The sequence below is a fragment of the Marinomonas sp. HM11-D genome (assembly GCF_057626615.1).
The window spans coordinates 97,430-112,779 of record NZ_JBMMKT010000004.1 but is presented as its reverse complement, the minus strand read 5'-3'; the positions used below and the strand labels follow the sequence as shown (position 1 = coordinate 112,779).

14 protein-coding genes are annotated in these 15,350 nt (G+C 44.9%); 7 read left to right on the top strand and 7 right to left on the bottom strand.

Annotated elements, in window-relative coordinates:
• Positions 1 to 36 precede the first annotated feature (36 nt).
• Positions 37 to 753 (top strand): SIMPL domain-containing protein, encoded by a 717-nt coding sequence (locus ACOSVP_RS07315; RefSeq protein WP_487346840.1) that lies wholly within the window; start codon positions 37 to 39, stop codon positions 751 to 753.
• A 12-nt stretch (positions 754 to 765) separates the two neighbouring features.
• On the opposite strand, the gene ACOSVP_RS07310 is transcribed toward ACOSVP_RS07315, so the two are convergent.
• Entirely contained in the window at positions 766 to 1,251 is a 486-nt protein-coding gene (locus ACOSVP_RS07310) for a putative 4-hydroxy-4-methyl-2-oxoglutarate aldolase (RefSeq protein ID WP_487346839.1), read from the bottom strand.
• A gap of 255 nt (positions 1,252 to 1,506) precedes the next feature.
• Complete coding sequence (locus tag ACOSVP_RS07305) at positions 1,507 to 2,016, bottom strand: hypothetical protein (RefSeq protein WP_487346838.1); 510 nt, start codon at positions 2,014 to 2,016, stop codon at positions 1,507 to 1,509.
• 36 nt (positions 2,017 to 2,052) lie between these two features.
• On the opposite strand from ACOSVP_RS07305, the gene ACOSVP_RS07300 reads away from it, so the two are divergent.
• On the top strand, positions 2,053 to 3,204 hold the full coding sequence (locus tag ACOSVP_RS07300; protein WP_487346837.1) for a M14 family metallopeptidase: 1,152 nt from the start codon (positions 2,053 to 2,055) through the stop codon (positions 3,202 to 3,204).
• A 112-nt stretch (positions 3,205 to 3,316) separates the two neighbouring features.
• Here ACOSVP_RS07300 and ACOSVP_RS07295 read toward each other — a convergent pair whose 3' ends face one another.
• A complete protein-coding gene (locus ACOSVP_RS07295; RefSeq protein WP_487346836.1) occupies positions 3,317 to 3,796 on the bottom strand; it encodes a DUF934 domain-containing protein in 480 nt (159 codons plus the stop codon).
• Positions 3,780 to 5,441, bottom strand: coding sequence for a nitrite/sulfite reductase (locus tag ACOSVP_RS07290; protein WP_487347094.1), 1,662 nt, complete (start codon positions 5,439 to 5,441; stop codon positions 3,780 to 3,782). The genes ACOSVP_RS07295 and ACOSVP_RS07290 overlap by 17 nt, the downstream gene beginning before the upstream one ends.
• Before the next feature lie 233 nt (positions 5,442 to 5,674).
• Here ACOSVP_RS07290 and nfuA point away from each other — a divergent pair, with 233 nt between their 5' ends.
• The gene (gene nfuA, locus ACOSVP_RS07285; RefSeq protein ID WP_487346835.1) at positions 5,675 to 6,256 is read left to right on the top strand and encodes a Fe-S biogenesis protein NfuA; all 582 of its coding nucleotides are present in this window, start codon (positions 5,675 to 5,677) and stop codon (positions 6,254 to 6,256) included.
• A 73-nt stretch (positions 6,257 to 6,329) separates the two neighbouring features.
• Here nfuA and ACOSVP_RS07280 read toward each other — a convergent pair whose 3' ends face one another.
• Positions 6,330 to 7,406, bottom strand: a complete 1,077-nt coding sequence (locus ACOSVP_RS07280) for a 3-deoxy-7-phosphoheptulonate synthase (protein WP_487346834.1) — start codon at positions 7,404 to 7,406, stop codon at positions 6,330 to 6,332.
• Positions 7,407 to 7,605: 199 nt separating this feature from the next.
• On the bottom strand, positions 7,606 to 8,367 hold the full coding sequence (locus tag ACOSVP_RS07275; protein WP_487346833.1) for a sulfite exporter TauE/SafE family protein: 762 nt from the start codon (positions 8,365 to 8,367) through the stop codon (positions 7,606 to 7,608).
• 112 nt (positions 8,368 to 8,479) lie between these two features.
• On the opposite strand from ACOSVP_RS07275, the gene cysB reads away from it, so the two are divergent.
• On the top strand, positions 8,480 to 9,454 hold the full coding sequence (cysB, locus tag ACOSVP_RS07270) for an HTH-type transcriptional regulator CysB (protein ID WP_487346832.1): 975 nt from the start codon (positions 8,480 to 8,482) through the stop codon (positions 9,452 to 9,454).
• A gap of 160 nt (positions 9,455 to 9,614) precedes the next feature.
• Positions 9,615 to 11,873, top strand: a complete 2,259-nt coding sequence (locus tag ACOSVP_RS07265; protein ID WP_487346831.1) for a GSCFA domain-containing protein — start codon at positions 9,615 to 9,617, stop codon at positions 11,871 to 11,873.
• 288 nt (positions 11,874 to 12,161) lie between these two features.
• On the opposite strand, the gene ACOSVP_RS07260 is transcribed toward ACOSVP_RS07265, so the two are convergent.
• Entirely contained in the window at positions 12,162 to 12,956 is a 795-nt protein-coding gene (locus tag ACOSVP_RS07260) for an ATP-grasp domain-containing protein (protein ID WP_487346830.1), read from the bottom strand.
• 274 nt (positions 12,957 to 13,230) lie between these two features.
• On the opposite strand from ACOSVP_RS07260, the gene ACOSVP_RS07255 reads away from it, so the two are divergent.
• Both ACOSVP_RS07255 and ACOSVP_RS07250 read left to right on the top strand, forming a co-directional pair.
• A complete protein-coding gene (locus tag ACOSVP_RS07255) occupies positions 13,231 to 13,899 on the top strand; it encodes a response regulator (protein ID WP_487346829.1) in 669 nt (222 codons plus the stop codon).
• 72 nt (positions 13,900 to 13,971) lie between these two features.
• Complete coding sequence (locus tag ACOSVP_RS07250) at positions 13,972 to 15,318, top strand: ATP-binding protein (protein ID WP_487346828.1); 1,347 nt, start codon at positions 13,972 to 13,974, stop codon at positions 15,316 to 15,318.
• Positions 15,319 to 15,350 lie beyond the last annotated feature (32 nt).

Below are 15,350 nucleotides of genomic sequence, written 5' to 3'. Positions count from 1 at the left end.
TTGGTGTTTTAAAACGGATGTTTAGGAGTAAGCACGATGCATAATGTGACCGGAGCGGCGACCATTTTAGGGGGATGTATTTTAGCTGGCCTGCTAGGCATGAGCTGGATGGCAAATACGACCGCTAATGAACTCAAAGCCTATGAGCGTAATGTGACGGTAAAGGGGCTTGCTGAGCAAGAAGTGACGGCCAATGTGGCCATTTGGCCGATTCAGTTTACTGTTGCGTCCAATGATCTAGAGCAGCTATACGCTGACGCTGATAGCAATACGCAAAAGATAACAGCTTTTCTAACAAAAAATGGTATTCAAGAAGACGAAGTCACCATCAGTCCTCCAGCCATTGTCGATAAGTTAGCGCAGCAATACGGTGGCAATGGACCGGTTGAGTTTCGTTTCAATGCCAATCAAAGAGTGACGGTCTACAGCGGACAAATTGATACCGTTAGAGAGGCGCAAACTAGGCTCTCGGATCTAGGTAAGCAGGGCGTTGTGTTATCGGGCGATATGTATCAAGCGCGTACAGAGTATCTCTATACAGATCTTAATACGATCAAACCGAAAATGGTTGAGCAGGCGACCCAGAATGCGCGAGAAGTGGCTGAGAAATTTGCGGCCGACTCGAATAGCCGCTTAGGTAAAATTAAGCAGGCTTCGCAAGGTCAATTTTCTATCTCGGATCGAGATCAAAACAACCCGCATATTAAAAATATACGAGTTGTCTCTACTGTGACCTATTACTTAGTGGATTAAGTGCGGTAGTGATCAGGGTAGTGCGAGCGGCTGTTTAGCGACGAGAATGCCATTGCAGTCGCAGTAAATATGATCGCCATTCTCAATGGTGATTCCTGCAAAATGAAGGGTTTTGCCGATTTCGCCAAGCCCCTTCTTTTCTGTTGGCATTGGGTAGGCGCACAGAGCCTTCAAACCAAGATTGACTTTTGCTTGTGCGGCAACATCACGTACGGCACCGTGAATGATGACGCCTTCCCAGCCATTTTCAGCGGCTTTTTCGGCTAGCATGTCGCCAAGCAGAGCGCGACGTCTGCTGCCGCCACCGTCGACGACTAGAACCTTGCCTTTACCCGGTGTCTGTACTAATTCTCGTACACGGCTATTGTCTTCAAAACAGTAGACAGTGACGACTTCGCCATGAAAGTGATCACGGCCGCCAAAATCTTGAAAAATGGGGTCAGCAACTTGGACATGATTAGGATAGAGATCGCATAGGTCTGGCAGAATATCTTTCATAGTGAATTCCAAAGTGATGAAAATGACTGTTCCTGATCGAAATTTGTTTGTACGAGCCATCTCCTGATGGCGATTTAAGTTCAGCTTCCCCCGATCGAATCGGTCGTACGAGCGGGTTGTATCCCGCGATTAAAGCATCGCGTCCCCGAACGGAGTCGGGTCGTACTAGTTGGCTATGACAATCAATTTAGAGGCATATGAAACGAGGCGCTATAGCGCCCCGTTTATGTTCGATATTTAAGGTGACTTTTGAAACTATTCTGTTTCTAAATCACTGAGATCGAGTAGGTCGTGAGTGGCTGCCAACTGCAGCAGGCTCATAATTTGCTCATCGGGGCTTAATAGGTGTAGAGGCGTGCTGTCGCCTTGTTCTTCACGGGCGCGATGCAGGTTGATGTCACGCTCACTGAACCATTGCTCGATGGAAAGCACTTCAAAGGCAGGATCTAGCCCTTTGGTGTCGTATAATGCTTCTACTAGTGTTTCTACGGTTTCTGCATCGACTGCGTAAAAGGTATCCGTATCAAGCTCAGCAGCCCATTCATTAAGAATGTCCTGAGCTTCGTAGCCAAATTCGTAAAGTTGTTGCTCGTCTAGATTTTGTAGATTGGGCTCAATCGAGTGCTCGTGTAGCCAGTCGTCGTCTGGCGTTACCAAGACTTCTTTGACCTGACCGTCGTGTGTGGACCAAGTAAATAGCAGCGGAAAGTGCGGTTCGTCCGTAGAGTTAGCGACAGCGCTAATGAATATGGGTAAACTTGCCATAATGAAATTTAACAGCCTAGCGTTAAGGAAGAGTGAATGACTAGCCGACTCAAAATCAGCAGTTTCTTTGATGGCGGTAATATCGAAGTGATCGACGCCACAGAGCCGGACAATATTAGAGTAAATATACCTAAAGATACAAACTCTGATTTCTTCCAATGGTTCTATTTCCGTTTACAAGGCGGTATGGGCGAGCAGTGTGTCATCCGTTTTGAAAACGCAGCCGATGCGGCTTTTGCTGAAGGTTGGGAGGGCTACCAAGCGGTGGCCTCTTATGATCGTGAGCATTGGTTCCGTGTACCAACGGAATACGTCGATGGTGTGTTGGTCGTAACTCATACGCCAGAGCAAGACAGTGTTTACTATGCTTACTTTGCGCCCTACAGCTACGAACGTCATCTGGATATGCTGGCTTGGTCTGCGAGCAATGAGGACTGTATTACCCATCATATTGGTGAAACTGCGGAAGGTCGTGATATCACCATGTTGGAAATAAGTAAAACCCAAGGTCTAGCTAAGAATATCTGGATCATTGCGCGTCAGCATCCAGGGGAAACCATGGCCGAATGGTTTATGGAAGGTTTACTTGAGCGTCTGTTCGATGAGTCCCATCCGGTGGCGCGTGCGCTACTAGAGCAATGTCGATTTTACATAGTGCCAAACATGAATCCTGATGGTGGCGTGCACGGTAACCTGCGTGTCAATAGCAAAGGGGTGAACCTTAACCGTGAATGGAAGCGTGCGACGCAGGACCGTAGTCCTGAAGTGTTGGCGGTGCAGAAGAAAATGTCTGAAACTGGTGTCGACCTGTTCCTCGATATCCATGGCGATGAAACCTTGCCGGTAAACTTCGTTGATGGTTGTGAAGGGGTGCCGAACTTCGATCAGCGCATGGCAGATATGGAAGCGATCTTTGAAGAAATCTTTACCGCAGTGAGCCCTGATTTTCAGAACGAAATTGGCTATGAGAAAGTGCGTTACGGTGAAGAGACCCTTACGCTGGCCTCGAAGTGGGTAGGAAATACCTACCGTTGCCTATCGCTTACACTGGAAATGCCATTTAAGGACAATCAGAACTTACCTGATGAAGTGGTAGGCTGGTCGCCTGAGCGTTCTAAGATTCTCGGTGCGGATGTGTTGTACCCGATTTACCATGTGGTCAACAGTGAGCATATGAAGGGCGATTAATCGCCTTTCAGGCGCTTCCGTACGAGCCATCTCCTGATGGAATCGGGTCGTACAAGCCCAAAAAAAAGCCGAGCTTGAAGCTCGGCTTTTTTGATTCTTGCTGACGCTCGGATTAACCGCGGCGTAGGAAGATTGGGCGTGGGTCTGCCACATCACCTTGGTAAGCAACGCTGAATGGTTTGTTCAGTGTTAGGGCGATATCAAGGTTAACGTCTGCTGCAAACTCAAAGCTGTTGAAGCCACAACGGATCAGGTAGCCTTGTTGGTCAGCCATGAAGCCGCCTAGTGCACGAACTTCACCTTGGTAGTTCAAGCGTTCACGTAGTAGGCGAGCGTAGCTGAAACCACGGCCATCCATAAACGTTGGAAAGTTCACACCGATGATATCGAATTGGCTCAGGTCAACGCCCGCTAGCGGCTCAACGCCTTCGCCTGCATCGATCCAGATACCAGCAACTTTGCCGATGCTGTCTTGGTTGTCTAACCACTTCTGCATTGGCACGATAGCATTTTCAGTCGCTGTCGCTTCAGCGTCTTGTTGCCATACGTAAGTGTTTTCGACGATTTCGCCGTTCTTAATTAGCTTTGGCATATGCGGCCTCTTTAAACGGTGCCATTCCAATACGGCGGAATGTATCAATAAAGCGTTCTTCGTCAGTACGAGCAGAAATGTACACGCCGATGATCTTCTGGATCACGTCAGCAATTTGCTCTTGTGCGAAAGATGGGCCAAGGATCTTACCGATTGACGCATCGTGACCAGACGCACCACCAAGTGATACTTGGTAGAACTCTTCGCCTTTCTTATCAACACCTAGGATACCGATGTTACCCACGTGGTGGTGACCACATGCGTTCATACAGCCAGAAATGTTTAGGTCAACTTCACCGATGTCGTATAGGAAATCTAGGTTGTCGAATGACTCTTGGATTTGCTCAGCGATCGGAATCGATTTCGCGTTTGCAAGACCACAGTAGTCACCACCAGGACAACAGATCATGTCTGTCAGTAGACCTAGAGTAGGGGTAGCAAAACCGTTTTCTTTAGCGGCTTCCCAAAGTTCGATCAATTGATCCTGACGAACATCTGCCAGTACCAAGTTCTGCTCGTGGCTCACACGTAGTTCGCCGAAGCTGTATTGGTCAGCAAGGTTAGCGGCTTTTTCCATTTGATCTGCCGTCGCATCACCTGGCGCTTGACCTGGTTTCTTAAGCGATAGCGTCACAATACGGTAGCCTGGTTTCTTATGCTCGAACGTGTTGCGCTCGTACCAACGTGCGAAACCATTGCTTTCAGCAATTTTGGCTGTCAATACAGCAGGCTGATCTTCAAGTGCTTCGTATGCAGGCTCAGTGAAGAAGCTTGCTAGACGATCGAATTCACTCATTGGAACAGTGCTTTCCGTACCACGTAGGTGTTCCCATTCAGCGTCAACACGCTTACGGAACTCATCGATACCTAGTGCTTTTACTAGGATCTTGATACGTGCTTTGTACTTGTTATCACGACGACCTTGTTGGTTGTAAACGCGGATGATGGCGTCTAGGTACGTTAGTAGGTCAGCGCGAGGAATAAATTCAGAAATGGTTTCACCCACCATCGGTGTACGACCTAGACCGCCACCAACGATGACTTTAAAGCCGATTTCACCGGCATCGTTTTTCTTCAGGTGAAGACCGATGTCGTGTACTTGTGTGGCAGCGCGGTCCGCAGACTCTGTTGCACACACGGCGATTTTGAATTTGCGTGGTAGGAACGCGAATTCTGGGTGGAAAGTAGACCACTGACGGATCAACTCACAGTATGGGCGTGGATCTGCAACTTCGTCAGAGATCACACCAGAGTACTGGTCAGTTGTCGTGTTACGGATACAGTTACCACTGGTTTGTACCGCGTGCATTTGTACTTCAGCTAGCTCAGCTAGGATGTCTGGCACATCCTCAAGCTTAGGCCAGTTCAACTGAAGGTTTTGGCGCGTACTAAAGTGGCCGTAGCCGCGGTCGTAACGGCGGCTGATGTCAGCAAGCGTACGTAGTTGCGTGCTTGAAACCATGCCGTAAGGGATCGCAACACGTAGCATTGGAGCGTAGCGCTGGATGTATAGGCCATTTTGTAAGCGTAAAGGAAGAAACTCTTCTTCTTTAAGCTCTTTATTCAGGTAGCGGCGAGTTTGGTCGCGAAATTGCGCAACACGCTCTTCCACTAGCTGCTGGTCAATTGCGTCGTATTGATACATAAAAGACTGAACCGTTGTTGTATAAATTCTTAGGTAGACTAAATCTACCAAAATTCCTTTATTCCTAAAATGAATATTTATCTATATCTTTAAAAATAAATCGACTAACCAATTTCATCAGAAAATTTCAAATACGAAAAAATACCTTAGTTTTTTACTAGGTCTTCTGTTTTGCGGTGAGAGTGCGGTAACATACCCAAATAGACACATCACACGTTTTATTAAGGGTGAGTATGAACATTACGATTACAGATAGTGCGCAAGAATATTTGTCTGGCTTGCTAGATAAGCAAGGTGTTGAAGGCATGGCCGTGCGTATCTTTATTCAACAACCTGGTACACCGTACGCAGAAACATGTCTGGCGTACTGTCGTCCAGAAGAAGTTGTGTTAACGGACGAAGTATTAGACCTTCCAAAGCTACGTGTTTACATGGAAGCGAACTCTGTTCCATTCCTTGATGAAGCGTTTGTTGATTACGCGACGGAAAAAATGGGTGGTCAGCTAACGATCAAAGCGCCGAACGCTAAAATGCCAAAAGTGAGCGCTGATAGTCCAATTGAAGATCAAATCAACTACGTACTGTACTCTGATATCAACCCAGGTCTTGCTGCTCACGGTGGTGAAGTGAAGTTGGTGGAAGTACTTGAAGGCGGTGTTGCGGTATTGCAATTCGGTGGTGGCTGCCAAGGTTGTAGTGCGGTCGACCTAACTCTGAAAGAAGGTGTTGAGAAAACGCTAGTTGAGAAGGTTCCTGGCCTAACAGCGGTGAAAGATGCCACTGACCACACGGTGACAGATAACGCCTTTATGTAATTTTGCATTGAGCAAAAATGACATATAAAAAATGGAGCCAATAGGCTCCATTTTTATTTCTAACGATTTTGTATTAAGAGCGAGGGCGTTTTGGAAGTACGTCTTTTAGCGTTTCTGCCATTTCTAGCAGTGTCTTCTCAGTGGTTTCCCAATCAATACACGCATCCGTGATGGAAACGCCGTATTGCAGGTCTGCAATGTTTGCAGGAACTTTTTGGTTGCCCCAGCCGATGTTACTTTCAATCATTAGACCCATGATCGAGTTGTTGCCATCAAGGATTTGGCGTGTTGCATCCAAAGCCACTTCTGGTTGACGCTCAGGTTTCTTAGCCGAGTTCTCGTGCGAGCAGTCCACCATGATGTTGTGCTTAAGACCGGCTTTGGTCAGTTCTGCTTCACTTGCTGCTACATGTTCCGCACTGTAGTTTGGAAGACCGTTGCCGCCGCGCAATACTAGGTGACCATACTCGTTACCTTTGGTGTTAACGATGGTGACTTGACCGCCTTCGTTAATGCCTAGGAAAGAGTGTGGGTGCGATACAGACTGCATTGCGTTAACCGCAACCGTCATAGATCCATCAGTACCGTTTTTGAAGCCTACTGGGCCAGAAAGTCCAGATGCCATTTCACGGTGAGTTTGTGATTCTGTTGTACGAGCACCGATCGCCGACCAGCTAATGAGGTCTTGGTAGTATTGTGGTGAAATCGGATCCAATGCTTCGGTCGCTAGCGGTAGACCTAGTTCAGATAGATCAACCAATAGCTTACGAGCAATACGCATGCCTTTGTTGATATCAAAAGTGCCATCTAGATTTGGATCGTTGATCAGACCTTTCCAACCAACCGTTGTACGTGGTTTTTCAAAGTAGGCACGCATCACAATGTATAGAGAGTCGCTCACTTTTTCAGACAGAGCTTTTAGACGACGTGCGTAGTCCAAAGCGGCTTCTGGATCATGAATTGAACAAGGACCAATAACGATCGCTAAACGGTGGTCTTTACCGTCCATGATGTTTTTGATCACATCGCGTGAGCGTGCAATCTGCTCACGAATCTCGTTGTTCAAAGGAAGTTCTTGTTTTAGTTCTTGAGGGGTTACCAAAGAACTGAAGGAGGCAATATTTAAGTCCTCTAAACGTGAATCACTCATCTCTCTAAATTCCTAATATAACTTTTTGTGCAATGTGGTTGCTTGTTTTTTTATGTGAGAGCAACAGTACAGGGTTTTTCTAAAAGTTTGAAGAGGCTTTAGAAAGAAAAATGCTAAAAAAATGCTTTGATGTGAACGGTAGAAATAAAAAAGGCACTCAGAGTGAGTGCCTTCATTAGTAAAGCGGAAACTTGCGGCTCTAGAAGAACAAATATTTCACACCAAAGCTTGCTAACGCAGTCGCTAAAACAGGTTGTAAGACCTTGTTGGGTACGAAGGAGGCAATCTTAGTACCCACATAAATTGCTGGAATAGAGCCAATTAACAGGCCTGCCAGTAGATTGTAATCAACGTTACCTAGAAAGACGTGGCCGATACCTGCGACTAAGGTTAAAGGGACGGCATGCGCAAGGTCGGTACCTACGACGTTTCTGGCCTGCATCGCAGGGAACAGCAACATCATCATGGCGGTACCCAGTGCACCTGCGCCAACAGAGGTTAGGGTTACAAATACGCCTAAGACCAAGCCGCAGAGAAAGATGGCCATTCTGCCTTGTTTCTCTGACAAGTTTGGCTTTAATAAACCATGCAAACTTTTACGGAAGATGATCACCACAGCGGTAACAATCAGCATCAATCCAAGCGTGCCAGTTAGTAGGCTTTGATAGTGTTCAGGATGCTCAAAATTTGACAATGCCCAGACCGTTGCAAACGAGGCAGGAATACTTCCGGCAGCCATAGCTCCCATAATTCGCCAGTTAACATTGCCACGTTTGGCATGCATGGCAACGCCAGTGCTTTTGGCAATGCCTGCATAAAGTAAGTCTGTTCCGATTGCGATGTGCGCAGGAAAACCAAACATTAATAGTAGGGGCGTCATTAATGAGCCGCCGCCAACACCCGTAATACCTACTGCCAGGCCAACACCTAAGCCGGCCATGATGTACCAAATAAAATCCATTGTTTTTCATCTTTATGAGATTAATGTTGGCAACCATAGAGCTTTTTTACTATTCTATAAAGTAATATTTTTTTATGTTTTTAACTCTTTTTAGAATAAGGATAACCGGCCCATGAAGTTACAGCAGCTAAGATACATCTGGGAAGTTGCCCGTCATGACTTAAATGTCTCGGCAACTGCTCAAAGCCTTTACACTTCTCAGCCGGGTGTCAGTAAGCAGATTCGCCTGTTAGAAGATGAGTTAGGAATCGAGGTGTTTGCTCGTAGTGGTAAGCATTTAACGCACATTACACCTGCTGGTGAAAAAATAATTGAATTAGCAGGTGAAATCCTAAATCAGACACAAAACATTAAAAAAGTGGCTAAAGAGTTTAGTGATGAGCGCAAAGGCTCATTGGATATCGCTACCACTCACACTCAAGCCCGCTATGCATTGCCAAAGATCATCCATGACTTTATCGCTGGTTACCCAGATGTGACACTGCATATGCATCAAGGTACACCGATGCAAATCGCTGAAATGGCGAATGACGGTGTAGTGGATTTTGCCATTGCCACTGAAGCGCTGGAAATGTTTGGTAACTTGGTGATGTTGCCTTGCTACACATGGAACCGTTCGGTAGTAGTGCCAAAAGAACATCCGCTAGCAAAAGTCGGCAAGTTGACGCTGCAGGAGCTGGCTCAATACCCAATTGTTACCTACGTATTCGGCTTTACCGGTCGTTCACAACTAGATGATGCCTTCCAATCTGCAGAGCTTGAACCGAACGTGGTGTTCACTGCGGCGGACTCAGATGTCATTAAAACCTACGTACGTTTAGGTTTAGGTGTGGGTATTGTTGCGACCATGGCTTATGACCAAGAGGCTGACAGTGATTTGGTGGCCTTGGATGCTTCACATTTATTTGCCGATAGCACAACTAAGATCGGTATTCGCTCCAATACCTTTATTCGCGGTTACATGTACAAGTTTATTCAGTCTTTCGCGCCGCATTTGACTCAAGACTTGGTGATGCAGGCAATGGAAGCGCCTTCTCGTCAAGATGTTGAAGCCTTGTTTGAAGGGATTGAACTGCCACGTTACTGAGTAAACAATATGCAAGACGAAATGGGTAGCAATGCTTGCCTTGAATTGCAAAAGGTAGAAACAATTTTTCAAATGGATTACAGGTCAAATCATTTTTTTTAATGTACCAGATTTAAATTTGATAGTTGCATGATTTGATAAATGTTAAGGAGAAGGGTGTTTGTTTATTGTCATACTGGGTAACTGCCAAGTTCGTGGGATTGCGGCTTGTTTGCGTTTATATCTGCCTGATGAAGAAATCCTTGAACTAACAATACCTGAATATGAGTCTTGGGATAGAGTTAGAAGGGATTCGCTTTTTAAAAGTGCGGATCTTATTTTTACTTTGCCTTTCATGAGTCAAGATTTTGAGCCTTTTACAAAGCCTTCACTGTTAGCAAGCGGCAAGCAAGTAATATGGCTCCCTAGTATTGAATTTACTGGTTACCATCCGGATATCATTTATCTTGGGGAAGCTGGTCGTAGGATTCAGCCCTTCGGCGACTATAACTCATCCTTAGCACTTTATGGCTACCTTGAAGGCTGGTCTGAGGAGAAAACATTTGAATTATTTTCCTCGACTGTTTACCAAAAACTTGGGTTTGAACAGTATTTTGATACTAGTCGTAATGTCTTATTAGATAAAGCAAAGGCCTACGGTTTCCATATGGATGATTTGCTTTCGGAATGGAATAAAAACGAGTGTTTCATGTATTCCATTAATCATCCCAAACTTTTTGTATTGGATTCAATTGCTCGAAGAATGCTTGAGTTGGCTGGACTAAAAAAGCTTACTCGGAACGTTAGTGCTGTGGATTATCTTAATGATGAACTCAAGTCTGATATTATATGGCCAGTATATCCTGGCATTTCAGACAGGTTGCATCATCATGCAAGCGACTTATTCAAGATAAGTGAACATGTAGCTAAAAGATTGAAAGTCCCCAAGTATTTTGGTTTTCAAAAGATGATTCGGCTTAGTTATGCAGAATATGAAAAACATGATCCAAAGTTTTTAACGCACGAGCGCGTAGCTTCATATCGTGATTTACTTTCTAAAAATGTAGAGATTTCTATAGGTTGCAGCTTGGGTGCAATGAATCATCAGTCTGCTAAAGTAAACTGTAAGGAAGTATTAGAAAAAACTCCTAATAATTCATCGCTGGAAGAAATTGCATCAAACCTTGTGTCGAGAAATCCCTACAAGAATTTACCGGACTCATCCTTTTGGCGTCGCTCAGTAGCAAATGTGAGTGCTTCCGAACTTGATCCTGTGGCTAGCAGAAGTTTTAAAATTGGTCTTCGTGATTTAGTGGGAACTGCTGGTAGTTGTTTTGCTCAACATATTTCTCGTGTCTTAAAACAACATGGTATGCAGTGTGTTGATGCTGAGCCTGCTCCTATAGGCATGCAGCCTTATGAAGCGGCAAAACGTCAGTATGGAGTTTACTCGGCTAGGTATGGGAATATCTATACAGCAAGACAGTTGTATCAACTGCTTAAAAGAGCCTCAGGGGACTGGGTAGCTGACAAGTATGCTTGGCGCCGACCTGATGGTCGTTGGGTTGACGCATTTAGACCTGAACTAGAACCTGATGGTTTCGCGTCTCAGGAAGATGTGATTCGTTCTGCTCAAGAGCATTTAACCGCTGTAAGAAATATGTTTAGTAAAGTAGACACATTTATCTTCACATTAGGGTTAACGGAATGTTGGGAGTCAGTTGCAGATGGTGCTGTTTATCCACTACCTCCTGGAGTTGTAGCGCATCCAGAAGCTGATGATCTTTGCCGCTTTCTTAATTTGACAGTGGCTGATGTTGTTGCGGATATGCAAGCATTTATTAAGTTGCTGCATAGCATCAATCCAAAGTGTAAAGTGATTATAACAGTGTCTCCAGTTCCACTTATTGCCACCTATGAACCAGAACATGTATTAGTTTCTAATACCCTATCCAAGTCACGCTTGCGAGTTGCTGCAGACATTATTTGCAAGGAAAACTCGCATGTTTACTATTTTCCTTCATATGAAATCATTACTTCCCCAAGCAATGAAGGTCATTATTATGATAATAAGGACTTGCGACAAATAACGAATGCAGGTGTTGATCACGTAATGCAAACTTTCCTTAAGCATTTCACCACCATAGATATAAGTCGATCAACAATGCTACAGAAAAGTATAAGAAAGGAAATTGAGTCTGTATCGCAAGTTTTTTGTGATGAAGAGAAGATTGATCTATCTAACGTAGATGATGATTTACAAGAATTTTCTAAACACCCCTCAGCTGAATCAAACATAACCAAGGTTTTTGATGATACTTGGTATTTAGAAATGTATCCTGATGTAAAAAATGCAGTGTCTAAAGGTCTATGCCGATCAGGTTGGGAGCATTATCAGCTTCATGGTAAGAGAGAAGGGCGAAGGGCGAAATTCCTCTAAGTGATACTTTCTTAAAGACGCTGAAGATCAGATACAAGCAAGTGGAGCTAAACTGCTGTGTGCTAGTAATTTTCTTATGTTCCGGCTTCAACTGCTTGTATAGCATTCATTATTTCCAAGCAGAACTGGAAAATTCATCAAAAGAGAGGATTTGAGTGCTTAAAACGAAAGCTATAATAAGGGGCGGCAACCTGTGGCCTTAAAATATAAAACGCCCGACAAAATTCGCCAAGCGTTTTGGAACTTGGAAAGTATTAATTTATATCTAGAGTAATCTGATTACTAAGCTCAGATAGCTTGATCCTCATAGAAATCGTTGGGCATGTTTTCCGTGAGGTATTTCATGATACCAATGTCTGCGCTTTGCTGCAGATCACGTACACCTTGGTTACCAAAGATTCGGTTGAACTCAATTAAATAAGGAATGGAGCCAACCATGGCCACATCAAAGCCGCCATGGTCAATGCCAAGGCTCTTTGCTACATATTCCACCAAATCCAACGCTTCCTTTGGAATCAGCGCGACTTCAACTTTACCGCCTTGGCTAACATTGTTATAGAAGCCTTGTTCAGCTTGTAAACGCCAGTAGCCGCCAACCACTTCGTTACCGACCCAGACGATGCGAAGGTCTCGGTCAATTGGTAAATACTCTTGTGCATAAATAACGGGCGATTTTTCCGTGTATTCACGCCACTGAACTGGGTTGTCGATCAAAAACACACCGTTGCCCATGCTGCTGCGAGGGATTTTGGCGACAAAAGGGGTTGGCATCATGTCCCAAATGCGATCCGCTTCATAAGGTGTATTGGCACAGATCTCAGTATAGGGATGGTTCATTGGAATGATCGTCATAAAGGTACGCGTCATTTCAACTTTGTCATGACCAATCATATAGGAGGCTAGGCTTGGAAAAATACGTTTCTTAAGTCCGTGGACCAATGCGTTAAGTTGCCAATACTCAGGAAATAACACCCAATCTGCTTCACGAATGATATCCAAATGGGCATACATATTTTCAGGTTTGATGTAGTGCACATTAGGTAGGTGAAGCGTTCTTAACGCATCAAAAGAAACAATTTTCACGGCAGTCAGCCTCGGTATGGAACACGGCGCGATAATAAGACCAGTTGAGCAATTTACAAAGCAATATTTTTAGGATTTTTGTATGCATTTTGACCTCTGTGATTGTGTTTGATGTATTCAAAGATAGCGTTATAAAACGATGACTTAATCTAAACTTAATTTGCTTGGATTAGACTTAAATGTACCGTCGCTGCTTCAGTATTTGATACATAACTTGGTTTTACTTATATACTCGAACAGCTCCTCTAAATTAACGCGTTAAGGTAGTCGCATTATGAGAATTTTGTTAGTGGAAGATGATTTGTCCCTAGGAGATGGTCTTTGTGTTGCATTGCGTCGAGAAGGTTTTACAACAGATTGGCTGACGGACGGCGTTCAAGCTCTGCAGGCGGTGGAACAAGAGCAATTTGATCTGGTCATTCTGGATTTAGGCCTGCCACGTATGGACGGTATTACGGTGCTAACTAAAATCCGTGAAAAGTCGATTGATATTCCTGTCTTGGTGCTAACGGCTCGTGATGGTATCGAAGACCGTGTTGGTGGTTTAGATGCGGGCGCTGATGACTACGTGGTTAAACCGTTTGATTTAGTGGAAATCATTGCACGCATTCGTGCCATTGTGCGTCGTTCTAAAGGCCGTGCGGTATCAGTGATTAATCACGGTGATGTGGAACTTCATCCAGACAGCATGCAGGTCAAATATAAAGGGCAGGAAGTGCAGCTGACTCGTCGTGAGTTTGCTTTATTATCTGAACTCATGTCGCGCCCTGGTCATGTTTATACCCGCGATGCACTAGTGCAGTCTTTGTATGGCTGGGGGGAAGAAGTTGAAAGTAACGCCTTAGAAGTGCATGTACATCACTTACGTAAAAAGTTCTATACCGAACTGATTCGAACCATCCGAGGCGTGGGTTACGTCATTGAAAAAGTAGCAGGAGAATAACGCTTGTTGCAGTTCTTGCAAAAAAAATTGCCTAACTCAATTAGGCAGCGAACTCTGATCATGGTGATGTCAGTGTTTGCTTTTACCAGCATTTTATTGGGAATTGTCGGGGTTATTGCCGCCAATCATGAGGTCGAAGAGTTATTTGATGCTCGACTCGCGCAGCAGGCCCGTTTGTTATTGCATCTTACTAATGATGAGATCGATGCTGGCAAATCTACGCCAACGTTTGTGTATCCCAAAGAGGTAACGGATTTAGAGGAATACCATCTTTCCGAGGTGGGTCATCATTATGAAAGTAAGGTGTATTTTCGTATCTGGCGTAATGGAGAAGTCGTCGTCGCTTCGGAAGATCTAACTATCGAGCCTGAAATCGATGACGGTAAAGGCTTTGGTTATACCGAAAGTGGTGCTTACGAATGGCGTACCTTCGAGCTAAATGCCACCTCTGAAAGTGGCAATGTGTCTCGTATTGTTGTCGCCGAACGCTCCGATGTACGTGGTGAGATGGTCACCGAGATCGTCCTTAACTCAGTGCTTCCCGAAGTGATTGGTTGGCCATTGATTGCTGTGTTGGTGTGGATTGCGGTCAGTGTTGGTCTTGAGCCCCTGAAACAATTAACCAGCCGCATTAAGTTGATTGAGCCGTCGCAATTGAAGCCAGTGAGTGTGGAAAATGTTCCCCAAGAATTAGCGCCAGTGCAACAAGCAATTAACAGTTTGTTGTTATCGATTGATCAATTAATGGCACGAGAGAAAAGATGGATTGCTGATGCGGCCCATGAATTACGCACGCCGTTGGCCGTGTTGCGCTTACATGCGCAAAACGCAGAATCAGCAGAAACCGATGAAGAACGACAGCATGCGCTTGAGCAGTTGCAAAGTGGGGTAGATCGCAGCACTCGGATTGTGGCGCAATTGCTTTCCTATGCCCGTGTTGAAAGCCAATTGCAAGTGATTGAGCATGCTCCTATTGATGTCATGAAAACCACCCGTCGAATTGTAGCGGACTTATTTCCCGTAGTTTGGGAAAAACAAATCAGCATGGAGATCAATGAGGATCAGGACGGTTTGATGCTTGCCATCGAAGAAAACCATTTTGAAGTGATTCTACAGAACCTAATCTCCAATGCGGTCAAATTTACACCCGAAAAGGGTGAAATATTTATTGATTGGCGAGTGGAAGATGACGGAGTGCTGTTTGAATTTAAGGATACAGGATCAGGACTTGAAGAAGCTGAAATGGAGCGCTTAACCGAACGCTTTTATCGAGGTAGCGACCAGTCGGGTGCTGGATTGGGGTTGTCAATTGTCGCGACCTTGACTAAGTATTATGGCGCTGAATTATCCTTTTTAAGCAATCGGCCGTCTGGTCTTATCGTACAAATTCGCTTTCCTCGACAACAAGACTCAATATAAATAACACCGCCTTAGGGCGGTGTTTGTATTTC

Excerpts from the sequence above, each read along its gene's own strand:
- ACOSVP_RS07315 (WP_487346840.1), top strand. The coding sequence starts at position 37 with ATGCATAATGTGACCGGAGCGGCGACCATTTTAGGGGGATGTATTTTA.
- ACOSVP_RS07310 (WP_487346839.1), bottom strand. The coding sequence starts at position 1,251 with ATGAAAGATATTCTGCCAGACCTATGCGATCTCTATCCTAATCATGTC.
- ACOSVP_RS07305 (WP_487346838.1), bottom strand. The coding sequence starts at position 2,016 with ATGGCAAGTTTACCCATATTCATTAGCGCTGTCGCTAACTCTACGGAC.
- ACOSVP_RS07300 (WP_487346837.1), top strand. The coding sequence starts at position 2,053 with ATGACTAGCCGACTCAAAATCAGCAGTTTCTTTGATGGCGGTAATATC.
- ACOSVP_RS07295 (WP_487346836.1), bottom strand. The coding sequence starts at position 3,796 with ATGCCAAAGCTAATTAAGAACGGCGAAATCGTCGAAAACACTTACGTA.
- ACOSVP_RS07290 (WP_487347094.1), bottom strand. The coding sequence starts at position 5,441 with ATGTATCAATACGACGCAATTGACCAGCAGCTAGTGGAAGAGCGTGTT.
- nfuA (WP_487346835.1), top strand. The coding sequence starts at position 5,675 with ATGAACATTACGATTACAGATAGTGCGCAAGAATATTTGTCTGGCTTG.
- ACOSVP_RS07280 (WP_487346834.1), bottom strand. The coding sequence starts at position 7,406 with ATGAGTGATTCACGTTTAGAGGACTTAAATATTGCCTCCTTCAGTTCT.
- ACOSVP_RS07275 (WP_487346833.1), bottom strand. The coding sequence starts at position 8,367 with ATGGATTTTATTTGGTACATCATGGCCGGCTTAGGTGTTGGCCTGGCA.
- cysB (WP_487346832.1), top strand. The coding sequence starts at position 8,480 with ATGAAGTTACAGCAGCTAAGATACATCTGGGAAGTTGCCCGTCATGAC.
- ACOSVP_RS07255 (WP_487346829.1), top strand. The coding sequence starts at position 13,231 with ATGAGAATTTTGTTAGTGGAAGATGATTTGTCCCTAGGAGATGGTCTT.